This is a genomic window from Mucilaginibacter sp., assembly GCF_025362475.1.
Lineage (GTDB): Bacteria > Bacteroidota > Bacteroidia > Sphingobacteriales > Sphingobacteriaceae > Mucilaginibacter.
On the sequence record NZ_JANYGH010000077.1, the window covers coordinates 1 to 23,137 of the forward strand.

Here is a 23,137-nt window from a genome sequence, read left to right on the forward strand (position 1 = left end):
GGAAACCAGCTACTAATGAAAATACCTTTTAAATAACTATTTTTGTACACGCTTTTATAGCGTTTGCTGCACGCCCCACGTCAGCTAATTGCCTGGTCAGTTTGGCCCGGAATCAGGTGGTCAACATCTCCATAACATACATACCTATGCTCGGAAATAATCCAAAGACACGATGGTAAGATCTGGGTGGAAAGTGAAGTAGGTAAAGGGAGCACCTTTAAGTTCGCCATCCCGGTAGCCTGATATTATCGGAATGTTTATGCCAGACATGCTATTTAGCAAAGCGCCGCCAGTTCTTTGCGGATCATCACGCTTATCATTTCTCTAAAGCTTCATCAATTAGCGTTATAGATTGATCCCTATATGTAAGTCTTTTCGTTTTTGAGTTATGTGTTGTACTAGTATAAGCTATTTCGCACTTTCTGGATGCTGAAAGTAATTTTCCATCAGATATTTAAATCATTAACCTGTTTTCGTCTATCAAAATGAAACTGTATGCGTCAGCCTTTTAGTTTGAAAAAGTTTACCTCATTTGGAATAGAAACGAATTGTAAATTAGTGTGATATGTGAAAATATTAGTAACTCTACGATTTAACTGCCTTTATTCTATTACAGAAAATAATTAAAACAGGGTTTACTTTGTTACGAATTTGATGTAAATTTGCCTTTATTATGTTACAAACGTAATTTCTATTATGGCTTTTAAAAGGACTATCGAAATTAACCTTAATCGGTGGAAAATGGGCGCAACACGCAAGCCACTTATAATAAGAGGGGCGCGTCAGGTCGGCAAAACCACGTTAATCCGTGATTTTGCCAAAACATATACACATACCATTGTCCTTAACCTGGAAAAACCAGCTGACCGCCGCTATTTCGACGAATTTAACGATGTTCAAACCATCGTTGAAGCTTTATTTTTAGCCCATAATATTCCATCATCGGGTCTTACAAGTACACTCTTATTTATTGATGAAATTCAGGAAAGCCCAAAGGCTATTCAAATGTTACGCTATTTTTATGAAGAAATACCAAAGCTTCATGTGATCAGCGCTGGTTCATTATTGGAGTTTGCGATGCAGAAGGTACATAGTTTTCCGGTAGGGAGGGTAGAGTTTTTATACCTTCACCCTTTGAATTTCCAGGAATATCTGGAAGCTATTGGTAAGGATGCACTGCTGGATCAGTTGCACCAGGTGCCAGTAAAAGCCTTTGCACATCAAACCTTAATGGATGCTTTTCACCGATATGCGATTATCGGTGGGATGCCTGAAGTGGTAAAAACAGACGTTGAGAACCAGAGCCTTTCAGATTTGCGGGTAATCTATGAAAGCATCTGGGGTACATATAAAAACGATGTGGAGAAATACACTTCGAATGAAACGGAAAGGAAGATCATTAAACATTTAATGGATACCGCACCGCTGTACCTTGACGAGCGCATAAAGTATCAGGGATTTGGAAACTCTAATTACCGGTCAAGAGAAGTGGGAGAGGCATTCAGAACGCTTGACGAAGCTAAGATCGTGCGTTTAATTTACCCGACTACAGACCTGCTGCCGCCATTGAAAGCTGATCTGAAGAAAGCGCCGCGTTTGCAGTTTTTGGATACTGGCTTAGTGAATTATTCATTGGGCATACAAGCAGAAATGCTGGCTATGGATGACTTAAATAGTGCTTATAAAGGAGCCGTTATTCCTCATCTTGTAACGCAGGAACTCATATCGCTTCAAAGTATTTCAGCACATACACCGAACTTTTGGGTAAGGGAAAAAGCTCAGTCCAGTGCAGAAGTTGACTTGTTATACGTGTATAATAAGTTCGTTATTCCCATAGAAATAAAGTCAGGCAGTACGGGATCATTAAAATCACTTCACCAGTTTATCGAGGCGGCAGACCATCCTTATGCTATCCGTATGTATGGAGGTGCTTTTAAAGTAGAACAAGCTGTTACACCTAATAAAAAACCATACTATTTAATGAATCTACCATATTATGCAAGTACCGCATTACCCCAATACATTGAATGGTTTGTCACACAGGATAGTAAAACTGAACTATAGAAAATTGATTGATCAGATATAAGTATATATAAATCTGTTAGAACTGTCATTCAGCCCTTTATTTCCGAAGATACCATGGCAATAGTGGCCAGCTCTTTTTTTCAGGCTTGCCTGTATCCTGCGGGGCATTAAAAAAATAACTGCCAGATCTTTGCTCCTCATATTTCATGATCGCATCCCTGTCTATATGGGCCAGCCATTCGTCGGCCTTTTCGACCAAAGGGTCATACCAGTCCGCTTTATCTTTCGCCCATTGCACCCACGCTAATGTTTCTTCACTGGGCTGTTCAGCGGCAAGGGCTTGCTTTTCTACATGGTCGATATAACTACGCAATATATTGGCTTCTGCCAGCGGCCGGCATCCCTCATTGCTTTTTGAAAGGAACTGATCTCCAGTTTTTGCCGTTCCTCGGCAAGTTTTCGCAGGCGCTGCTTTTCTTCATAGGAGGCACTCCATATCTTGTTCTCAATAGCTTTAACACGCCCTTCCTCAGCCATCAGCTCCAGGCGAGCAATTATCTTCGCCAGTTGCTCTTCCATCGGCACAAGGCCGTCCCGGCCGGTAACAGTGGGGTCGTAGCTGCCGAACTTCAATTCAAGCTTGCCGTTCGGGGTAAGGGTTCGAGTCGACCAGCGATCGTCTGAAACCGTAGCTGTGCTTGTTTCCCGCATGACTACTTCTGTATTTTCTTCACCGATCAATACGTAACTGCTTTCATTTCGAAACGTGAACTCACGGCTTCACAAAAGCATCCATGATACAAAGTGCACGGTTGATCTGCGGGTCAGATACCCTGATATTAAGCTGGCCGCCCTCTGTTTGCAGGATGTCGCCTTCCCTGTAATATTGAGTTCTTTTAAGCAGGGTTGCTTGTGCTTTAATGATCAGCGGGTCCGGCTCAGCGAGCTTACCTGTGATATTCAGCTCGGCAGGATGGTCGCGCTCAAGTATCTGCTGCATCGCTGCCTGCGGTGTCATCCCGTCAACGGTAGCCGGATGATTCTCATCCCTCAGATATAGAATAACTTCTTTCTGACCGTAATGATCTTCGGGCAACGATTTGACCGGTGGCTGCTGTCCGTGCTGGATCTTAGCCCAGTACCCGGCTTTCGGCAGCGGCACACCCATGCGGTCACAGACCTTACGGAGACCCACATCGGAGATGTTATATTTCTGGGAAAGGGTTGACAGCGGTTCTGCCCATACAAGGTCGTACAAAGTCTTGCGGTCGAAAGTTTCTTTTTCCACGATTGATTTTCAGATGGTCGAAGGCTCAAGTTACAGGTTTTTGAGACAAAAAAATGCAATGAATCGTATTGTTAACTTTGATTAACGAAAACTATTGACTACTATTGCCAAGTTTTCCACACCCTGGTAACAGGATAGTACCAAAATTGACCTTAATTTAGGTCAAATAAATTGTTTCTAATTTGGTACTGAAATCTCATAATTTACTGATAATCACCGTATAAGTACTTTCTGTATCGGAAAGTAGTCGAAATAACTTATTGATTTTCAATTAGTTATAAACTGAAATAGAAAGTAAAAATCACTGTTTTATTTTATAGATATCATGATATCAGGCTTTTATAAATAAAGCCATTCGGTATATTTATGCTTTATGTTACTATTTGAAAGTAATTTCGTTTTTTTTGGGGTTCCCACGATGAACAACTGTTGGGTAAAAATAAGTCACCGGTGTTTTCAGAAAAAATGTACCTGTGTGCTATATAGTTCTACAGTCTTGATTTTTAAAGCTTAGTTAATTAATCAGAATACAGGTTTGTCAATGGCCGCATCTTTTATTTTCCAGGCGGCTGTTAACTGCTTTTCTACTTTGTTTAAAGCGAAGTCATCACCTGTGTTCTGATAAGCCAGCTTAAGCCCGGTCAATGCCCAACCATTATTCGGGTGAATAGCTAAATCTTTATTTAATACGGAGATTGCCTCCCAATACCTGCCGGTTTGTAATAACAGGTCTCCCAAATATTGCCTTGCAGGTATAGGCCAGTCACGGGGCTCGTTATAAATGAGTTTGTCTTCAGCAGTTACCGCCTTTTTTAAGATATCAGCAGCAGAAGCATAACGTTTTTGCGTTTTTGCTATAACACCTTGCAGGATAAGCTTAGCTACCCCTGCGGCTTGGTAAGCAGAACTGAAATTATCAATAGGTATCTGTAAGGAGGCGTCATGCATTTTAGCATTTAGTAGTTGCAATTCCTGTTCGGCCCGGGCCGAATTGTTTTTGGCACACCAGGCTAAGCCTTTTGAAAAATGTAATAAAATGGAGGCATAGGCAACGGTATCGATAGGTTTGATTTTCAGAATATCATCCCATTTACCAAAACGAACTAATGTTAATGCGGGCTGCATATAAATGTATTGAAAATAATTGCCGTCCCCGCCTTGGAAAGATAAATAAGCGGAAGGTATGATCGCTTTAAGGGAATCGGAAGTATTAATAGCTGTTTTATAATTACCCCCCATTTGCGCGCAGTTAATTTTTAAATGCAGGTTGTGGATCTGGTATAATACAGCCCCGTTTACCACTGGGGCATATTGTTTCAGATAAAGATCATATCCCCGGATTGCTGCCTCATTATCCTTTATTCCCCGCTGATAATCGCCCGTGCGGATATAGATGTGCGAGGGCATATGGGTGATATGCGATACCTGTGGCATCAGTGTATCCAGTAGATAGGCGCTTTTTAAAGCCATTTGCGGCGTAGCGGATGCCTCCATAGTATGGATATAGTAATGATTTGCGCCGGGATTTTTTGGGTTAATAGCGAGTGCTTTTTCTAACAGGATGCGTATCTGCGGTGTCCATGGCCTGGGTATAAAATTAGCTGCGTACAGATCCCAGGGGTGTAATAATAGTAAAGCATCTGCATAAAGTGTTACTATATCGGCGTTTTTGGGGTATTTGGCGTAAACCAGTTGCATAGCCTTAGCATAGCTGGTTCTCAGCTTCTTTACGCTGATGGTACTGTCCATACTGTAACGCTGCCGCATCGCTTTAATGAGTTCTTTTTCCAGTGGAGAACAAGAAAGGCTGAAAGTATTTGCCCGAACAGAGGCTTCATAAGCACCGGAGGGAGGAGTATAGCCATTAGGATAATTAATAGTGGGGCCCATAGCCAGTGATTTGCCATACCAGGCCATTGCACACTTTGGGTCAAAACGGGTTGCTTTGGTAAATGATGCGATTGCCTCTATCGAATGAAAAGCATAATACATGCTTATTCCCTGGTTGAAATAAAATTGAGCACTGTCAGACGCTGTCGTAATTTTCCATTGATAGTTACCCCAGCCTTTTAATGCCGGAATAGCTGAACCCGTGTCTGCAGCGTTATAAGCTGAACCACATACGGCGACACGCTTGCCGGAATCCTTAAACGAAAATTGTTTTGATGGCGCAACTTTCTTCAGATAATTGTAATAAAAAGATTGTGCAACAAAAAAAACTGCGACTAATGCAAAGGTTATTATGAATGTATATCTTAATTTCATTTGAATTGTTTTTGCAGGGTTTACAATGATTCAGCTTTGGATCTTCTATAAGACAAAATCCTCCTCGTATGATTATAGAAGGGTTTTAGATTTTTATGATAAAGTTAGTTAAAATACTGTTTTATAGATGTTTAATTAATAGTAAAAAAAGATGCATAAAGGGCGGGGCTGATTTATTATTAAGTTGGGGCGGATTTTCCGTGCTGCTATACCAGTATTCTGCGTTAGGAATTTTACCTTATTTACGGTGTGTTTTGTGTTTTCAAATAATCAAACTCATAACTTACTGATAATCATTGTACAGATATTTTCTGTATCGGCAAATAGTCGGAATAACTAATGGATTTTTTAATATTTATGATTTATTTGCAAGAATAAAAATCTTGTTTTATATTTATAAATAACAGATTTTCAAGCAATTGAAAATTAATTCCGTTGGTGTATTTTTGTTACTGATAGCTGTTTTTTTGATGATTGAAAACCGAAAAACAATCCGTTTTTATGAAAGAAACGAAACTAATAATTGGCATTATATCTTTAATAATGTCGGTTTATTTCTTTTATACAAGGGAAGATGTCGTGACTACGATTTTTAGCAGGGGCGTAAAATATGCCGAATTGGGATTGCTGATACTTCCCTTACTTTTATTTGTTATTGGGCTTTTTTTAATATTCTACAAAACTAAACCAAAACTCAAATGAAAAAGCTAATTCTTGCCGCACTTCTGTGTATTTCGATAGTAATGCCATCTTTTGCTCAGGATAAAGAACAACCAAGCTTTTTGAGCAGTATTAATAATTTCTTATCATGGATAAAAAATCTTGATAGTGCAATTAATTCAATAAATGACAAGGAGAAATTACGCAAAGTTTATAGATTAGTTGGGTACATTAATCTTGATCTTGATAATCTGCAGGGAGAGAATTATATATTCGCTATTAGTCTAAATAAGGCCAAAATCGATCAAGAGGACTTAAAATCTCAACTGACACAGATCACAAAAGACAATTCGAAACTGACGACTGAGTTAAATAGCCTGGCCGCCATACTAAATCAAACCAGTATTGATTTTAATGTAAATGGAGTAAGAAACCAGTTAGTAGGCTATTCAATGGTTGATCTTAGCAACATTGATAATGAATTGAATAAACAACTTATCGACAAAAAGAAAGTGCTCGTTGAAGCTAATCAATGTAAAGCCACAATTGAAAGTGTGAATATCGCATTAAGTAAAATGCGGGAAAAAGTTTTATTGGAATTAGTAAAATAAATATCTACCCCGCTAAATTAAAAAGCGGGCCGTCTTCACGATTAATGATGCAATTGGTAAAATCTAATCACGATAATGCCTTTAAAAGTCTCATTTAACCTAAGAAAATTACAATCTACAAAAAACAAAAAAGGGCGTTTCAGACACCCTCTTTTAAAATCAAACCCCTCAAATTCCCAATATTAGTGCTACTTTCTTAAATCACAGGAGAGATGAAGCGCTGTGAGTTGAAATCCATTGTTCAGGTACAACTTTTGTGCTGTATTATTATTGAAATTTGTATCAAGTACTACGGCATCTTTATTATTTGATATGGCAATAGCTTTCACATGTTTTAACAATTGAGAGGCCAGGCCTTTCCCCCTGTAAGATTCCAGCGTGCAGAGATCATCAATATAAATTATATTACCACTGTGCAATGACGTCATGATGCGGTATCCTGCAAATGCGACAACCTTGTCATTATCCATAATCCCGGCGATGCTGTATTTTTCATGTTGCATCATCTCTGAAATCATGGAAGGCCAGTTATTTTTATTCAGATGTGGCCTTAACAAAAATGCGACTTCCCAGCATTGTTCAATTTCAAAATCTGTCTTGATTATTTTAACCTGATATGTATTATTCATAATTGTTTGTTTGCCACAAAATTAGGCCACTAACGTGGATGCTAAATATGCCAATTACAAAATAAAGGGTGGCCCAGCGAACTTAAATATAAAAGCAAAGCCCTCGGTTAGAGGGCTTTAATTATCGATTTTCAGCATCAACGTTATGCTGGTATTAGGTTGGTTGTGATGCCAATTCTGTTCCATGCATTAATAGTAATAATTGCTAATATCACTTGTGCCAGGTAAGTTGCCTCCAGTACTTTAGCTGCCTGCTCATAAGTTTCATCTTTTACATGATTGCTAATTAAAGTAACTTCCTCGGTCAAGGCTAATATTGCACGTTCTTCTTCCGAAAAAAACGGAGTGTCGCGCCAGGCGTTGAGCGCATAAATGCGTTGTTCTGTTTCGCCGGCTTTACGGGCATCTTTAGTGTGCATATCAATACAAAAAGCACATCCGTTTATTTGCGAAGATCTGATTTTAATCAGGTCTTTATGTTTTCTTGTCAGTGGTGTGCTTTCAATGAATTTTTCCAGTCCAAGAATTGCTCTGTATCCTGCTGGCTCTGTTTTTTCAATGTTAATTCGTGTTTTCATTGCTTGAAAATTTATTTGTTTGAAACAAAATTAGAGCAATAACAGGGATGTTAAATATGCCAATTATGAGATAAAGGATGGCCCAGCGAACTTAATGCACTACCTTTTTCAGGATCCCGAGTGCTTCCACTATTTCATTTTCCTCAAGTGAAGCAAAGCCCAGTCTCAGCGCATTGGTAACAAAGGATTCGTTCTTATAAAAATTCCCATTGTCGATGTAGAGTCCTTTTTTTAATGCGTCTTCAGACATTTTGGTCAGATCGATCTTTTTATCAAAAGTAGACCACACCGCAAGCCCTCCTTCCGGAATTCTGAATTGTATCTCATCATTAAAGTCGGATTTAAGTATCTCACAAAAAAGGTTCCGGCGTTGCTTGTAAATTTTTAATGACTTCCTAAAATGTCTTTCCATCTCCCCATCGTCAAACATCACGGCAAATGCTTCCTCCAACAGTGTGTCTCCCTGTCGGTCTATCAGTTCTCTTAATGAAGATGCGGCATCAATAAATGCTGATGGTCCTGCCATAAACCCAATGCGCAGGGCAGGGGCAAAGGTCTTCGAAATCGAACCGATATAAATTACATTTTGATTATGATCGATACTTGCCAAAGGCAGGTAGGGCTTATTATCATAATGAAAATCAAAATCATAGTCGTCTTCGATAATGGCAAAACGGTGTTCTTTAGCAAGATTTAATAGTTTCAACCTCCGTTCGGTACTCATGGTTACCGCCGTTGGAAAATGATGATGTGGTATCACATATACTGCCTTTATTTTCTTATGCTGTAAAATCTCTTCGAGATAATCAACATCCATTCCGTTGTGATCAATCGGAATCCGCAGAAGGTTGGCACCGGCATGTTTGAAAACATCATCTGCAGAAGTATAGTTTGAAATTCCAACGGCTATATTATCTGAAGGTTGGAGCAGCAGTTGTGCAGCTAAGTAGATTCCCATCTGGCTACCCTTTGTAATCAGTATATTTTCAGAAGAAACAATTAAGCCCCTGGTATTGGAAAGGTACTTGCAAATAGCTACGCGAAGATGTTCTGACCCTTTGGAGCTGCCATATTTCAGAATGTTTTTCCCATGAAATCTTCTGGAAAGACTTCGATATTCGCGCATGAGCAGATCTACCGGCGCCAGGCGCACATCGGGAAAGCCATCATCAATAGCGAGCGTAGTTTTCTGTAGATTTTTGGTGGGTATGGCATTTGCAAAATTATTTTTCCATATGAAAGCCTCCTGAGCACTGTTGTTTTTGTTAGCTTCAGGTAGTATCCGTTTGGAACGTACCGGTAGCCTGGAAAGTACAAACACGCCCTTGCGCTCAATAGATTCAGCCCAACCCTGGCTAATCAATTCTTCATATGCCAGTTTTACCGTGTTTCTGTTAATGCTAATCAAATCTGCCAGTATACGGGAGCTTGGCAATATATCAGATGGCTGTAGTGTACCACTGGTGATTAATGATATAAAACTGTTGCACACCTGGATGTATAGTGATACAGCTGCATTTCTATCAATTTGGATTAATGATTTGTAGGGTAACATCTGGGCTGTGGTTTTTATAGAAACTGGTATGCAAATATAATCCAGCATCGCTATACTTTTGTATATAAAATTATCGAAATGAAAAAAGTATTGGTCATTAATTCAAGTGCAAGGGCGCTTAGATCTCATAGCAGAAAACTCACCGAAGTATTTATAGATCACTGGAAAACTATTCATACCGATCCAATTATCAATTTTCGGGAATTGGGAAGTACCGATGTGCCCCACATCAACGAAAATTGGATTGCCGCAGCTTTCAAACCTGCAGCAGCAAGATCAGAAGAAGAAATTGAAGCTTTAAAAACAAGCGATACTTATATCTCCGAACTCCGGGAAGCTGATGTTATTGTTCTTGCTTCTCCAATGTACAACTGGTCAATTCCCAGTGCGCTTAAGGCCTATATTGATCAGGTTCTAAGGGTTAATGAAACCTGGAAGTTTAACCCAGCCAATATGCAGAACCCGTATATAGGTCTGCTTGAAAATAAAACATTATTTCTTTTACTTTCAAGAGGTGCCCAGGGATATGAAAAAGGAGAATATAACGAGCATATGAACTTCCAGAGCAACTATTTGAAAACCGTATTTAATATTATAGGGATCAGCAATATTCATGTGATCGCCATAAACGGAGAATCATTTGCGCCGGAGGATTTTAAAAAGTCGATAGATACATCGCACCAAAATATCAAAGATTTGATTGAGATGGAATTGGCGCACATTGTGCTGGAAAATTGAACAAAGTTATCATCGTCACAGAAAAGCCCTTTTTTTGCCAACTCCTGCTTTCAATACAAATAAAGAGTTTTCTACAGATACCTTTGAATCGTTGGTCATTTTGGGGGCCGGCTGTATCAAATGAAACTTTTAGCAACAGAAAACTAAATCTGTAATGTTAGGTGACATAAAAACACATCAATGAAAAACAATGCACTTAAAGGAAGCATTTTGGTTGCGCTGGGAGCGTCGAGCTATGGAATGCTGGCAACCTTTGTAAAAATGGCCTATCATGAAGGATTCAGCACAGCAGAAGTAACGCTTTCGCAGTTCGGTTTGGGATTTGCAGGGCTCTTTATTTTAGCCTTATTCCGTAAACGGGGGGCGGTGCCAGAAACAAAAGCATCAGGCACTAATGGCATATTTAAGTTAATAGTTGCGGGAACATCTATGGGGCTAACCAGCGTTTTCTACTATATGGCGGTTCAGTACGTACCGGTGAGTGTTGCAATTGTATTGTTAATGCAAACGGTGTGGATGGGCGTTATCCTGGAGATGATTTTGCATAAAAAGGCGCCTGGATTACGTAAGATAGCGTCAGTTTTTATTATTATAGCCGGAACAATACTGGCCACCAGTTTGCTTAAACAATCCGTTAGTATCAGCTGGGCTGGATTTGGCTGGGGAATAATTGCCGCCCTTTCCTACACAGCAACTATGTATTCATCAAACAACATCGAACTGCATTTCCCTCCCCTAAAAAGAAGCCTTTATATGATCCTAGGCGGATTGATTATTATTGCTTTTATTTTTCATTCATCTTTGAATCAGCAGTTTTCATATGCCATATTTTTGCGCTGGGGCCTTCTGCTTTCATTGTTTGGAACAATCCTTCCGCCCTTGCTGTTTACCAGGGGAATGCCGCTAACAGGCATGGGGCTGGGAGCCATTATTGCAACTGTAGAAATACCGGTATCTGTATTAATGGCAAACATCCTGTTAAAGGAGCCTGTCAGCTTTCTGCAATGGGTGGGTGTTATTCTGATCCTGTTTGCGGTAGTGTTGATGAATATCGGAAAAAAAGAAAAAAAGGAGGAGTTAGTGTTAGTTAACGCAAAAGAAAAATCTGAACTTTTTCTGGTCGATTTGTAATTGAATCGTGACGGCTATTATTCCCCATAACGCAAGAAGGCCTGCATTTAAACAGGCCTTCTTCATAATATTATTTTCAGTATAATTTAAATTACACTGGTTGCACAGCGGCGGTTTTATTGGTGATCCAATAGCAAATGATCATAGCTACGCCGGGTAAAATAATTACTCCTAAACCGAAGTTTTTGGCCATCAGTGCGCCAAGGAGACAACCAATCAGGAAGCCCCCGATAGTGGTGCTTTGTTTTTTGAGACTTTCCCAGGTTAAAATATCTTTAAACCCAGATGTAATGATGCTGCCCAGATCAAGTGCTGCCTGTGTTACATTACCCGTCATCATGGTGGTAGGGCCGTATGTTTCTTTGGCAAATAGTTTACCAAATGCATTTTGCAGGCCCATTGCAAGTACAACCAGCATCACAACCGAATAGCCCACCCAATCCAGTTTAGGAACGTGGACGAAGGCAATTGCCGCCGCGCCACTTATTAATAATACTATCCCTTCCAGCAATAGGATCTTGTGCCTGTTTAATGCCCGGGATGCTATCTGGCCACCTATTATAACGGCTATGATAAATACAGGGAATGTTAAAAGCTTGATCCATGCCTGCGAATCTGACCCTTTAATGATCTGGTAGGCAAAAACGATAAAGTTTCCGGTTACGTGGGCAGAGAATATGGAATCGGCTGCAACAAATGTTACGGTATCACAATAACCGGCTACTGCTGCAAGTAGCAGGGTAACAAACCATACACCCTTTTGAGTCTCCATAAGGTTATCTTAAATGCGATCTCAGCATCCAGGCCATTTTTTCATGCGTTTCCATTAAGCCAGTTACATAATCGCTGGTTCCAAGGTCTTTTAAGTCATTGGCAAAGTAATTAATGTTTTCGCGCAGGTGGATGATCAAACTTTCATGGTCGGTTAAAAGCTCTGTAATAAAACCGGTACCATCATTTTTTTCGTGCAAAGTTTCCGAAATATGAGTCAGCTCCAAAAAGAGTTTAAGCGTGGCCGGTGCGTAGTGACCAAGCGATCTGATCCTTTCTGCAACACCATCCATAATTTCGTCCAGTTGCTCATACTGAGCTTCAAAAAACAGGTGTTTGCTATGAAAATCCGGACCTTCAACATTCCAATGTGCATTTCTTGTTTTTGTATACAGTAAGTACTCATCCGCCAGGATAACGTTTAAGGCATGCGCTACTTTAGCTAAATTGTCCTTAGATATTCCGATTTTTGGTTCCATTTTAATTTTAGTTTTATGTTGATTAATTTAAAAATTCAATAAGTAAATGATGGTATGATTTAACGTGCTGCCGATGCCGCGAAAAGGATGTTGTTGATGGCTTCATTCACGATATCTAAATTAGAGTTTAAAAAGCAAAACAGAAACACCCTATAGTACACCTAACGCCGAATAATTATTAACGGGCAGGTTGGGCTTCGTATTTGCCTTTAGTGAATAAGTTAGATTGCAGCGCCTAACGCTTGTAATTTTTAATGGTTTCCGCATCCCTTATTTCCGCATCGTCAGGATTATCACCGGCATTGCGCAATGCCCGGCGCTGTCTCAAAAAGTCCCAGCATTGTTCCAGATCGAGCTGTATTTTGTGCAATTGTTTGATGTCTTCGTCCGTCAGGTTTTCTTTCCCGTAAAGTTCTTCTTCGGTTACCGTTAGGTTTTTAATGTGGGATAAAACTTGGTTGTCTTCCATGATATGTTTTTTTATGATTAATTGATGTGGCTAAGATTTCAATAAAAGGGCCAATTAGTTAACTGGCTGATATTTAGTTTTGTACTTGTGTGTTGTTGCTTTAAGCCCTCACGATATATCATTGATTGGCGAAGGGTTTACTTTTAATGATGGTATTGATGATGCTTTACCTGTAAAATAGGTGCAGCAGATATATGGAATTGATATAAGCTGAAAGCAGCAGCCCGTGAACAGCAACCCATCCTGTTTTTAAAGATTGCTTATTAACAATATGGAGATCTCCGGTTGTTTCGTCAATTGACGAATATAGGCCTTTGCTCAACGCAAAGCTTTTCAACGAAGCCGGAATTGCTGATATAGGTTTTTGTGTTTCCATCTTTTCTGAGTTTTAACCTGTTCTCTGAATTTGATGACGTAAAATTATCGCGCCTTTATAATAATCATAGCTATAAATCGTCCAATGGGCAAAAAGTGTCGTTAAAGCCCTGTTGAAATTTGGTTGACGGATCGATTAACCGTTGATAGTAACCTTTAAAGAAAGACTTCAATAAAAAAGCGGCTTATATTGCTATAAGCCGCTCGGTATATCGTTTATGTAAACTTATTTAACACGCTCAAGGTATTCACCTGTACGGGTATCTACTTTTACCTTATCGCCCTGGTTCACAAAAAGTGGAACTTTTATTTCAACACCATTTTCTGTAGTAGCATATTTCATAGCGCCAGAAGAGGTGTCGCCTTTAACAGCCGGCTCGGCATAGGTAATTTCTAATTCAACATTGTTAGGTGCCTGGGCCATAATAGGTTCTTCACTTTCAAAAGAAACTATCACGTTCATTCCTTCTTTTAGGAATTTAACTGCCGGGCCAAATAATGCTTTAGGTATATTGAATTGATCATAGGTAACATTATCCATGATCACCATAAAATCGCCTTCTTCATACAGGTATTGGAAATCGTTGGTTTCCACACGGCAAATTTCAACCTGCTCGTCAGTAGCTAAGCGGGCTTCCACAATTTTCCCGGTTTTAATGTTCCGAAATTTATCTAAATAGAAAGCTCCACCTTTACCTGGGGTCCGGTGCAGAACTTCCGTAACTGTTACCAGTTCGCCGTTGTAACGTAAAATGTTTCCTACTTTAATTTCAGATGCCTTTGCCATGGAAATATAATTATAAAAATTTGAGCCCAAAGATAGATGCTTTTTGGCTATTTATTGTTTTTAATTATTGGCAGAGTTCCATATCAACTTCAAAATTTAATTAAATTCTCTATTTCTTCCTGATTCTTAGCAGGCCATTGGCTGTAGTTGCATAAATAACGCCTTTTGAATCCTGTACCAATTGGTAAATTGTATGACCGGGTGCCGATGAATTGTTGTTGTGATAGTTTTCCCAGCCGGTATTTAAATCAAACCTCACCAGGCCAGACTGATCTGTACCTATCCACAAAACATGTTCAAACTTATCATACAGTAAATTTGTAACATGGTTTGATGGCATGCCCGAGTTTTTATCATTATAATGCAGCCAGGTGCCATCAGCTTTCAGTACAGCTATGCCTTCATTATCATCGTCGTCCGTCGTTTTATTATCATCGATAAGGGAGAAATAAAGATTACCCTTTTCATCTTCTGTTACGCCAGAAATGCATGCGTTTTTTAACGGAGTATCTGATGTGTTAAATGTATTTGGCAAACGGTCATTCTCAATCATGATACTACCTTTTGAAGTACCTATCCACAAACGTTTCCGGCTATCAACATAGGCGTAATAAACATTACTTGAGGGCAACAGTGGTATGGTTTTTTTATTCAATACCACAACCTTGTCTTTTCGCACTACTACCATACCATCTTTGGTGGTAAAAAGAAGTTCGCCGTTGCGGCTTTTTAAAATGTGGGTAACGTTTGATTTTATAAACTTTTTAAAATCATAAACCTGCCAGCCGGCGTCGGTATACTTGTATATGCCATTGGCGATATAAACCCATTTGTTGTCGTCTTTGTCTACCGTAACATCCTGCACGGCAGTTTCAGAAGTAAACGGCGAGTTATATTCACTAACCGGGTTAAAGGTTGTTCCATCAAAGCGGGTTAACCCGTGGGCTGTGGCATACCACAAAACATCAGTGGCATCAATCGCGCAAGATTGACCTATGTTATCCGGCAGTGGCGAATTATACTTTGTCCACGTTGTAAATTCATAGTTTTTTAAAGATGGATTATCGTAAACAGCATTTTTATTATAGATCACCGGGTCGCCGGGTGGCTTTAACTGGGCAAGGTCCATTCTTAGCATCTGGCTTGATATTCTGCCATTGGCTATCCGGAAAATCACATTCACCGATGCAGAAACACGTTGGCCATTTTCGATAGCAGGTTTCCATATACTACCATTCAGCGCCCTGATCAAATCAGCAGTTAAGGGGCTGTTGGTAACATCAGTATGGCTCAATACGCAGCTAAAACCCGAAGGCTCAACCAAAACCTGGAACGTGATTGAACCGGCGGCATCCTTAAACTGGTATTTGCGGTTTATTCTATCGCATAGTTGATTAAGTGTAAACTGCGAACAGGTCGCTCTCGGGCTGCCGCAATCCATACAATAGTTTTCGGCACTGCATAAATCTATTTTTTCCAGAAAAAGATTTTGCGCGGAAAGCGCCGCAGGTAAAAAGAAAATAAAAAGGCATATAAGCGATAGCTTATAAGTTTTGGATGTGAATAACAATGCTAACATTACGTTTATAAAGTAAAGAAAGCAAACTCAAAACACCAAACTTATAATAGTTAAAAATGGTTAAAGTATTAGGCTGTGCTGTAACGCTTATAAAGCAACCCGGCAGAAAACAGATTGATAGTACAGAAGTGTTAAAAAATTATATTGTTTTTTGATATTGATTTTGCATTTTAGCCTTAAGCTTTTCACATATAAAAACCTTTAAAAAGCAATAAACTTTTTAGCATTTTTTAAATATGTTGCATTTGTAAGTTATTGATTTACTATTGTTTATATATGTATATTGATGCGTTGGATAAGAAGTTTTGTGAAATAGATAATCTTGATTGAACAGTTGCAGCCGATTCATTTATTTTTAATAATTTGCCCGGCAATTATAGCCTTATAAAATAAACTAGTACAGAAAATGAACCCGAAATGAATTGTATCATTTTTGTTAACCTGTGCGGTTTGTTTATAAAAAAAAGTTTTTTTCAGATTTTCTGAAGCATTAATACCTACTTAAATTTACTTTAACATCTATACCGTTACTTTGGCCCTATAAAATAAGTTTTGTGAAGCAATACCCCGATGATCAGCTTTTATTGGAATTACAAAGTGGCGATCACCGCGCATTCAAAGAAATTTATGAACGTTATGCCGATAAATTAATAGCTTTTGCCCTCAAAAAAATTCAAAACGAGGATGAGGCTATGGATATGGTACAGGAACTGTTTCTTTCTGTTTGGAAGAACCGCTATACCATACAGGTTAATGGAGCATTGGAAGCCTACCTAATGGTTTCTATTAATTACATGACTTATAAATGGTATAAAAAGCAGAGCTTGCAGCCACAATCTTTAAATGATATTATTGAATTACCGGGGATAGCTGAAGATAGCACGGCTCAAAAACTATCTTTTGCCGAACTGAGTTTTTTAATAAACCGTGAAATTGCCGATATGCCCGAAAAGATGAGGCAGGTTTATTTGTGTAGCCGGGAGCGGGACATGAACGGGCAGCAAATAGCAACAGAATTAGGCATTTCCCATCAAACCGTCCGCAACCAGATCAGCAGTGCATTGGGGCGGCTTAAAAAAATAGTACATCATTATTATAACGTTATTCCTCTAGATAACTTCCGCGAATTTTTGCTGCTGATACTTTTTTTTAATTTCTTATAGTACACATCGCCCTTACCTGTCACTTGATAAGTATAAAGGCTTTTTAAGTGAAAGAAAAGGAAATAAAACAATTACTTGATAAATTTAATGCAGGCAAATGCTCGGCTGAAGAATTAGCGTTACTACAATCGCTGATGCAGGAGTTTAACCAGGATACAGAAATAAAGACACCTGTAACTGAGTTAAAACAATCCCTTTGGAATAAAATAGAAAAACAAACCATTGCCAAAGGGACAGTTAAAAAATTAAACACCACCTGGTTAAAAGTTGCGGCAGTTGTATTGATCGCTCTTTTCGCGGGTATTTTCGGTTCCAGGATATTTGTTAACCACAAAGCCAATGATGTAATAGCCTACCAGGTTATTACAGCGCCCAAAGGGCAAATGAAACAGGTGTTATTGCCCGATAATACCCTTGTTCAATTAAACGCAGGTAGCTCCATCAGGTGCCCGGTTAAATTCAGCGAAACCAGGAGAGATGTAACACTACTAAATGGCGAGGCTTTTTTTGAAGTGAAGCATGATGCCTTAAAACCTTTCCTGGTACATACAGGCAAAGTTATTACCCAGGTTTTGGGTACTTCATTCAATATTGAATTTTACAGCGAACTACCCGATATAAAGGTATTTGTTAAAAGTGGTAAGGTTGAGGTGCATGATCAGCAGCATACTTTTGGTATGTACACCTCACAGCAACAGGTAACCTATAATAAACAAAATCAAAGCTTTTCAAGACAATTAATTGCCGGCGATCATTCGCTTAGCTGGATGCATGACGAACTTATTTTAGATAACGTAGAATTTAAAGAGGTAGTTGTTTACCTGCAAAACAGGTACAATGTGAATTTTAAATACACCGGCAAAAAGCTAAGCAAGCAACATTATTCGGTAAGGTTTTCAAATAAATTAAGTATAAACCAGGTGCTGGATATACTGCAGCTAATTGATGGCAGAAAATACAGGCTGCAGGGCGATATAGTAAATATAAAATAATATATAAAAGAGAAACCAATGCCTGCTACTAACAAGCACTGGCTAATTAAGTGTAACTGCCAAAATTAAAAGCAAGTCGGCCGTTACTAATCACTTTAAAAACAAATGTATGGAAAAAACTTTAACCCGGATTTCAAGAAAGTTAATGACCGCAATTTTATTGCTCTTAACAATTTTCACTTCATTGCTGCCAGGGCAAGCCCTGGCCGAGCGTAAAGCATCCCTGGTTGATCAGCCGGTAACCGTAAAGTTTGCCGATGAAACAATGGATGCTTCACTTGAAAAATTAAAAAAGGCATTAGCCACCGTTGCCTTTAATTACAAATTAGATGATGTAACCTTAGTAAAAGTAAAGGCAGGCACATTTATCAATAAGCCATTAAAAGAGGTACTTAATGCTTTAATAGCCAACACCCAACTGGAGTACAGGGAAAAGTATGCTACCATTATTATTTCACGTAAAAAAGTTGTACGTGCGCCGGATAAGATAGTAATAACCGGTACGGTATCTGATAAAGATGGCCCCCTTGCAGGTGTAGCCATCCGCAGCAAAAATTCACCGGCTTTTACTTCAACTGATATAAATGGTAATTTTAAATTATCGGTTGAGCACAACGAGGTACTGGTGTTTTCTTTTATTGGTTACAAAAGCCAGGAAATTGTTGCCGATCATTCGCCGCTTAATGTAACATTAACTGCCGATGTAACAGGCTTAAACGCGGTAGTGGTTGTAGGTTACGGAACTCAAAAAAAATCAGATGTAACCGGTTCTGTAGGTTCACTAAAAGTATCAAACGTTAAAGATCGTTCTGTTGGCTCGGTAACTGAAATGCTGCAGGGGCAAATTGCAGGTGTTACAGTCATAAACGAAAGTGGCGACCCCACCGCGACGCCAAGCATAAGATTACGCGGACAAAGCTCTTTTAATAGTGAAGGGCCTTTAACCGTAGTTGATGGTACCGTTTATAATGGCGGGCCAATTGATCCTAATGATATTGAGTCGATTGATGTGTTGAAAGATTCATATGCGGCCATTTACGGTGCAAGGGCAGCGGGTGGTGTGGTATTAATTACTACAAAGCGCGGCAAACAAGGCAAAACCAACCTGGATATTTCTGTTAAAGGAGGTACGCAAAATTCACTAAAAATATTGCGGGCTTTAAATGCGGCAGAGTATGCAGATGCTATCAATACGGCATATGATAATGCCGGTAAAACCCGCCTCCCGGCTTTTGATGCTACGGTTAATCCAGATTCGCGCGTAACAAGGACTAACTGGCCCGAGGCTCTTTTCAGAACAGGTTATGTACAGGATTACAGCCTGAACGTAAGTGGAGGAAATGAAAAATCAACATTTTACGTATCAGGTAGTTATCGTAAAAATGATGCTATCCTTTTAAATACAAATTCGGTTCGTTACAACTTCAGGGTTAATTCTGATCATCAGATAAAAGACTGGTTAAAAATGGGCGAAAGCATGACTTACTCTTACAGTAATGGCCAGGGAGCTAATACTTCAAGCGCTTATACCGGTGCAATTTTAACAGCTATATTTTATCCGCCCAACGCCTCAATTTATAATGCCGACGGAAGTTTTGGTGGCGTACCGGTTGCCTATGCAGGTTCATACGGCGACGTTATAAATCCTGTAGCTTATTTAAAACGTTTGGATAACAGTACGGCCGTAAACAGCTTTACCATCAACCCGTATGTTGAAGTAAGCTTATTTAAAGGGTTAAAATTTCGCTCAAATCTGGGAATTACCAAAAATTTGGGAACTGTTAAAAATTTTAGCACAAGGGTTTTAGAGCCGGGGAAAAAGTTTTTTGATAACTTCCTGTACCAGGAAAGTTATACGGCAACTACCCTCCTTGCCGAGCAAACCTTAACTTATGACAGGACGTTTGGTACAGATCACCACATTTCGGCTTTGGCAGGGTATACTTACCAGGATGATAAGTTTAGCAATTTTGGTGTAAACACTGACAATTACTTAAGCGAGGATGAAGCTTATCGTTATCTTATTAACGGAACGTTGAGTCCATCGGGCACTCCATTGATTGGCAGCCTAACCGAGTCGGCGCTTATTTCTTACTTAGGCAGGATAGGTTATGATTATAAAGGGAAATATTTTGTTAATGGAATTCTCCGCCGGGATGCTACATCAAAATTAAGCAGAAAATACCGCTCAGAAACTTATCCGGGTGTTTCCGCGGGATGGATAGTTAGTAAAGAGTCATTTTTCCCAGTTGATGGATTATTGTCTTTTGCCAAATTAAGGGCAAGTTATGGTCAATCAGGTAATCTCCCCGGTTTGCCCGATTTCCCAACATCTGTATCGTTAACCAAAACGTCGGGTTACCTGGGCAGCCCCGCTGCAATCGCTTCCGGTTACGGCATTGATGGTTTAGCCAATCCAAATTTAAAATGGGAAATAGCTACGCAAACAGATATTGGGTTTGATTTAGGTTTGATGAATGATAAGTTGAGCATCACGGGAGATGTGTTTGTAAAAAACAATACCAGATTTTTATTTGCGCCACCGGTAGCAGCCGTATATGGTGTATCAAATCCACCATTTTTAAACGGTGGAAAAATTCAGAATAAAGGGGTTGAGTTAGGTCTTAAATACCAAAACAGCGCCGGGCTGTTCCATTACAACTTAGCGCTAAACGGTTCATACATTAAAAACACCATTATTGATATATTACCAGGCGTACAAACAATACCCGGCAATCCAACAGTGCGGGATAACCTTGTGCCTATTCTTTTACAGAAAGGTTCGCCATTATATTCCTTTTACGGATATCGCACTGCAGGTTTGTTTCAAAGCCAGGATGAGGTTAATAACTATAAAGCAGCCGATGGTACACTTATTCAGCCTAACGCTAAACCAGGCGACATCAAATTTGTGGATTTGAACAACGATGGCAAACTTAATGTAAACGATAAAACCATACTTGGTACCCCGTTCCCTAAATTTACATACGGGTTTACTTCTAACCTTAACTATGGTCCGTTTGATATGAGCATATTTTTACAAGGTATTTTAGGCAACAAAATTTTTAATGCCGTTAAATACACCGGTTTAAATGCATCTATCCAAAACTATAACCTCCTGGCCGATGCTAAGAACGCCTGGAGTCCAGCACATACCAACACCAATATACCAAGACTTTCTGCAAGCGATAATAACGGAAACTTTGGTAACGTATCTGATTTTTACGTAGAAAATGGCTCTTACATGCGTATCAAAAACGTAACCCTTGGTTATACTTTGCCAAAAGCATTCATCACCAAAATTGGAATACGCAGCGCAAGAATTTTTGCCAATGCGCAAAACCTGGCCACGTTTACCAAATACACAGGTCTTGATCCAGAAGTTGGCATCAATCAAAACGGTGTCGATTTAGGTCTTTATCCGCAATCAAGAATCATTTTAGTAGGTGTTAACGTAGGCTTATAAGTAGTAATTCAATCAGAATTTAAGGAGATAATTGAGATGAAATTTAAAAATATAATTAAAAATAGCTTGCTGGGTATAATGGTTATTATGCTTGCGCAAAGTTGTAAAAAAGGTACTTTAGATAATATTAAACCCACCGGTACGCCAACCAGTACCAATTTTTGGAAAACTGCTAATGATGCACAACAGGCAGCAAACGGTTTATATGAAAAGCAAAGTAACAGCGAGGATCTTTACGGCAGGGGTTTCTTCTGGTTTATAAACGCCAGCGATGATATGGTAGTTGGCCGTACATCTGCCGATAGGGAAAATATTAAAAACTTTGTTTGTACCGGGAATGAAAATAGTATTTATGCGCCATGGTCATTACACTTTGTAGTAATGAAACGGGCTAATGATGTTATTGCAAATGTGCCTGCCATTAGCATGGATCAGGCGGCCAAAAACTTTATTTTAGGCCAGGCTTACTTTGTACACGCCGTAATGCACCTGGAAATTGCCGATTTATATGGTACTGATAAGCAAGGTGCACCGGTTCAAAACCGTACAAATCCAATTGCATTCCCGGCGCAACTGGCATCAGTTAAGGATAATTACGCTTATATCGCGGCTGATTTAAAGAAGGCAGCTTCATTATTGCCTTATTTTGATAAGCTTGCCACATCTGATTATGGCCGGGCCCATAAAACAGCTGCCTGGGCATATCTTGCCAAAACATACCTGCATGCAAAGGATTACCCCAATGCCGAAAAATATGCCGATTCGGTTATTTTAAGTGGCAAACATGCCCTGTTAACCAACTATGCCGATGTGTTTAAAATAGCCAATAACTATAGTTCAGAATATATATGGTCTGTAGCCAGTAATTTAAACGGACAGAGCATTTTACCGGGAGCCATGCTTGAAAATAAAGGCTGGGGTTTATACAATGGCTTTGGTTATTATCAGCCGACTAAGGAATTGGTTGACGAATTTGAAACCGGCGATAAAAGGTTGCCAGCAACTATCCTTCAAAATGGCGATAGTTTTCAATATTTCGGTCAAACGTATACTTACCCTATTGGCGGCAAAAGCAATAGCTTAACCGGTTACCAGTTTAACAAATACATGGAACCTTTTAGCTATGCAGGTGGTATACATGTAAGCCCTAATGGAGATGAGCCATCAACAGATTTGAATCTACCTTTATTACGCTACGCCGAGATTTTACTCATCAAAGCCGAAGCACAAATTATGCAGGGCAAAAATGCCGATGCCGCCATAAACATGGTACGCACCAGGGCAGGTTTAAAAGCTATATCGGGTGCAACGTTGGCGAATTTGAAACATGAACGCCGTGTTGAATTAGCCGGTGAGTGGAGCGATCGTAATTTTGACCTGGTACGCTGGGGCGATGCTCAGGCAACTTACGCAAAACCCTTACACGGTGCCAATGGATCGGTGGTGTGGAAAGCGCGAAACTTTGACCCGTCAAGGGATAATGTATGGCCAATTCCGCCTAAAGATATCCAGATAAGCCAGGGCCAGCTGAAACAAAATGCAGGTTGGTAATTTGAATTGAAATCCTAAAACCGGG

21 protein-coding genes and 1 pseudogene are annotated in these 23,137 nt (G+C 39.5%); 9 read left to right on the forward strand and 13 right to left on the reverse strand.

From position 1 onward, the window contains the following. Window positions 1-153 precede the first annotated feature (153 nt). Window positions 154-243 (forward strand): annotated as a pseudogene (locus Q0R88_RS27235) (hypothetical protein); the annotation flags it as partial. A 453-nt stretch (window positions 244-696) separates the two neighbouring features. Next, complete coding sequence (locus Q0R88_RS26035; protein ID WP_295721534.1) at window positions 697-2,064, forward strand: AAA family ATPase; 1,368 nt, start codon at window positions 697-699, stop codon at window positions 2,062-2,064. A 58-nt stretch (window positions 2,065-2,122) separates the two neighbouring features. On the opposite strand, the gene Q0R88_RS26040 is transcribed toward Q0R88_RS26035, so the two are convergent. The 4 genes from Q0R88_RS26040 to Q0R88_RS26055 form a co-directional block, all read right to left on the reverse strand. Then, window positions 2,123-2,398, reverse strand: coding sequence for a hypothetical protein (locus tag Q0R88_RS26040; RefSeq protein WP_295721536.1), 276 nt, complete (start codon window positions 2,396-2,398; stop codon window positions 2,123-2,125). Next, window positions 2,374-2,766, reverse strand: coding sequence for a hypothetical protein (locus tag Q0R88_RS26045; RefSeq protein ID WP_295721538.1), 393 nt, complete (start codon window positions 2,764-2,766; stop codon window positions 2,374-2,376). The genes Q0R88_RS26040 and Q0R88_RS26045 overlap by 25 nt, the downstream gene beginning before the upstream one ends. A 31-nt stretch (window positions 2,767-2,797) precedes the next feature. Then, a complete protein-coding gene (locus Q0R88_RS26050) occupies window positions 2,798-3,313 on the reverse strand; it encodes a hypothetical protein (RefSeq protein WP_295721541.1) in 516 nt (171 codons plus the stop codon). Between the two features lie 522 nt (window positions 3,314-3,835). Beyond that, a complete protein-coding gene (locus Q0R88_RS26055; RefSeq protein ID WP_295721543.1) occupies window positions 3,836-5,578 on the reverse strand; it encodes a hypothetical protein in 1,743 nt (580 codons plus the stop codon). Between the two features lie 698 nt (window positions 5,579-6,276). Here Q0R88_RS26055 and Q0R88_RS26060 point away from each other — a divergent pair. After that, on the forward strand, window positions 6,277-6,849 hold the full coding sequence (locus Q0R88_RS26060; protein ID WP_295721545.1) for a hypothetical protein: 573 nt from the start codon (window positions 6,277-6,279) through the stop codon (window positions 6,847-6,849). A 188-nt stretch (window positions 6,850-7,037) separates the two neighbouring features. Here the strand turns inward: Q0R88_RS26060 and Q0R88_RS26065 are convergent, their stop codons facing one another. From Q0R88_RS26065 to Q0R88_RS26075, 3 genes are all read right to left on the reverse strand, one after another. Further along, complete coding sequence (locus Q0R88_RS26065) at window positions 7,038-7,478, reverse strand: GNAT family N-acetyltransferase (RefSeq protein WP_295721547.1); 441 nt, start codon at window positions 7,476-7,478, stop codon at window positions 7,038-7,040. 143 nt (window positions 7,479-7,621) lie between these two features. Then, window positions 7,622-8,056 (reverse strand): carboxymuconolactone decarboxylase family protein, encoded by a 435-nt coding sequence (locus Q0R88_RS26070; RefSeq protein WP_295721549.1) that lies wholly within the window; start codon window positions 8,054-8,056, stop codon window positions 7,622-7,624. Window positions 8,057-8,147: 91 nt separating this feature from the next. Then, window positions 8,148-9,611, reverse strand: a complete 1,464-nt coding sequence (locus Q0R88_RS26075) for a PLP-dependent aminotransferase family protein (protein WP_295721551.1) — start codon at window positions 9,609-9,611, stop codon at window positions 8,148-8,150. A 78-nt stretch (window positions 9,612-9,689) separates the two neighbouring features. Between Q0R88_RS26075 and Q0R88_RS26080 the strand changes: the two genes are divergently transcribed. Continuing rightward, window positions 9,690-10,349, forward strand: a complete 660-nt coding sequence (locus Q0R88_RS26080; RefSeq protein ID WP_295721553.1) for an NAD(P)H-dependent oxidoreductase — start codon at window positions 9,690-9,692, stop codon at window positions 10,347-10,349. A 180-nt stretch (window positions 10,350-10,529) separates the two neighbouring features. Further along, entirely contained in the window at window positions 10,530-11,480 is a 951-nt protein-coding gene (locus Q0R88_RS26085) for a DMT family transporter (RefSeq protein ID WP_295721555.1), read from the forward strand. Window positions 11,481-11,571: 91 nt separating this feature from the next. Here Q0R88_RS26085 and Q0R88_RS26090 read toward each other — a convergent pair whose 3' ends face one another. The 6 genes from Q0R88_RS26090 to Q0R88_RS26115 all read right to left on the reverse strand — a co-directional run bounded on the left by Q0R88_RS26090 (window position 11,572) and on the right by Q0R88_RS26115 (window position 15,940). Next, window positions 11,572-12,252, reverse strand: coding sequence for a YoaK family protein (locus tag Q0R88_RS26090; RefSeq protein WP_295721557.1), 681 nt, complete (start codon window positions 12,250-12,252; stop codon window positions 11,572-11,574). A 4-nt stretch (window positions 12,253-12,256) separates the two neighbouring features. Beyond that, a complete protein-coding gene (locus Q0R88_RS26095; protein WP_295721559.1) occupies window positions 12,257-12,730 on the reverse strand; it encodes a DNA starvation/stationary phase protection protein in 474 nt (157 codons plus the stop codon). A 235-nt stretch (window positions 12,731-12,965) separates the two neighbouring features. Further along, entirely contained in the window at window positions 12,966-13,199 is a 234-nt protein-coding gene (locus tag Q0R88_RS26100) for a DUF2630 family protein (protein WP_295721561.1), read from the reverse strand. Window positions 13,200-13,365: 166 nt separating this feature from the next. After that, window positions 13,366-13,575: a hypothetical protein gene (locus Q0R88_RS26105; RefSeq protein ID WP_295721563.1), complete on the reverse strand. Its 210-nt coding sequence runs from the start codon at window positions 13,573-13,575 to the stop codon at window positions 13,366-13,368. A gap of 225 nt (window positions 13,576-13,800) precedes the next feature. Then, entirely contained in the window at window positions 13,801-14,361 is a 561-nt protein-coding gene (efp, locus tag Q0R88_RS26110) for an elongation factor P (RefSeq protein ID WP_295721565.1), read from the reverse strand. Window positions 14,362-14,470: 109 nt separating this feature from the next. Next, window positions 14,471-15,940 carry a two-component regulator propeller domain-containing protein gene (locus tag Q0R88_RS26115; protein WP_295721567.1) on the reverse strand — a complete coding sequence of 490 codons (1,470 nt, stop codon included), beginning with the start codon at window positions 15,938-15,940 and terminating at the stop codon, window positions 14,471-14,473. Window positions 15,941-16,494: 554 nt separating this feature from the next. On the opposite strand from Q0R88_RS26115, the gene Q0R88_RS26120 reads away from it, so the two are divergent. From Q0R88_RS26120 to Q0R88_RS26135, 4 genes are all read left to right on the forward strand, one after another. After that, window positions 16,495-17,103 (forward strand): sigma-70 family RNA polymerase sigma factor, encoded by a 609-nt coding sequence (locus Q0R88_RS26120; RefSeq protein WP_295721569.1) that lies wholly within the window; start codon window positions 16,495-16,497, stop codon window positions 17,101-17,103. A 47-nt stretch (window positions 17,104-17,150) separates the two neighbouring features. Continuing rightward, window positions 17,151-18,095, forward strand: a complete 945-nt coding sequence (locus Q0R88_RS26125; RefSeq protein ID WP_295721571.1) for a FecR family protein — start codon at window positions 17,151-17,153, stop codon at window positions 18,093-18,095. 109 nt (window positions 18,096-18,204) lie between these two features. After that, complete coding sequence (locus Q0R88_RS26130) at window positions 18,205-21,561, forward strand: TonB-dependent receptor (protein WP_295721573.1); 3,357 nt, start codon at window positions 18,205-18,207, stop codon at window positions 21,559-21,561. Between the two features lie 36 nt (window positions 21,562-21,597). Continuing rightward, complete coding sequence (locus tag Q0R88_RS26135) at window positions 21,598-23,112, forward strand: RagB/SusD family nutrient uptake outer membrane protein (RefSeq protein ID WP_295721575.1); 1,515 nt, start codon at window positions 21,598-21,600, stop codon at window positions 23,110-23,112. Window positions 23,113-23,137 lie beyond the last annotated feature (25 nt).

Excerpts from the sequence above, each read along its gene's own strand:
- Q0R88_RS26085 (WP_295721555.1), top strand. The coding sequence starts at position 10,530 with ATGAAAAACAATGCACTTAAAGGAAGCATTTTGGTTGCGCTGGGAGCG.
- Q0R88_RS26090 (WP_295721557.1), bottom strand. The coding sequence starts at position 12,252 with ATGGAGACTCAAAAGGGTGTATGGTTTGTTACCCTGCTACTTGCAGCA.
- Q0R88_RS26130 (WP_295721573.1), top strand. The coding sequence starts at position 18,205 with ATGGAAAAAACTTTAACCCGGATTTCAAGAAAGTTAATGACCGCAATT.
- Q0R88_RS26055 (WP_295721543.1), bottom strand. The coding sequence starts at position 5,578 with ATGAAATTAAGATATACATTCATAATAACCTTTGCATTAGTCGCAGTT.
- Q0R88_RS26070 (WP_295721549.1), bottom strand. The coding sequence starts at position 8,056 with ATGAAAACACGAATTAACATTGAAAAAACAGAGCCAGCAGGATACAGA.
- Q0R88_RS26115 (WP_295721567.1), bottom strand. The coding sequence starts at position 15,940 with ATGTTAGCATTGTTATTCACATCCAAAACTTATAAGCTATCGCTTATA.
- Q0R88_RS26065 (WP_295721547.1), bottom strand. The coding sequence starts at position 7,478 with ATGAATAATACATATCAGGTTAAAATAATCAAGACAGATTTTGAAATT.
- Q0R88_RS26060 (WP_295721545.1), top strand. The coding sequence starts at position 6,277 with ATGAAAAAGCTAATTCTTGCCGCACTTCTGTGTATTTCGATAGTAATG.
- Q0R88_RS26035 (WP_295721534.1), top strand. The coding sequence starts at position 697 with ATGGCTTTTAAAAGGACTATCGAAATTAACCTTAATCGGTGGAAAATG.
- Q0R88_RS26095 (WP_295721559.1), bottom strand. The coding sequence starts at position 12,730 with ATGGAACCAAAAATCGGAATATCTAAGGACAATTTAGCTAAAGTAGCG.
- efp (WP_295721565.1), bottom strand. The coding sequence starts at position 14,361 with ATGGCAAAGGCATCTGAAATTAAAGTAGGAAACATTTTACGTTACAAC.
- Q0R88_RS26105 (WP_295721563.1), bottom strand. The coding sequence starts at position 13,575 with ATGGAAACACAAAAACCTATATCAGCAATTCCGGCTTCGTTGAAAAGC.
- Q0R88_RS26075 (WP_295721551.1), bottom strand. The coding sequence starts at position 9,611 with ATGTTACCCTACAAATCATTAATCCAAATTGATAGAAATGCAGCTGTA.
- Q0R88_RS26135 (WP_295721575.1), top strand. The coding sequence starts at position 21,598 with ATGAAATTTAAAAATATAATTAAAAATAGCTTGCTGGGTATAATGGTT.
- Q0R88_RS26100 (WP_295721561.1), bottom strand. The coding sequence starts at position 13,199 with ATGGAAGACAACCAAGTTTTATCCCACATTAAAAACCTAACGGTAACC.
- Q0R88_RS26080 (WP_295721553.1), top strand. The coding sequence starts at position 9,690 with ATGAAAAAAGTATTGGTCATTAATTCAAGTGCAAGGGCGCTTAGATCT.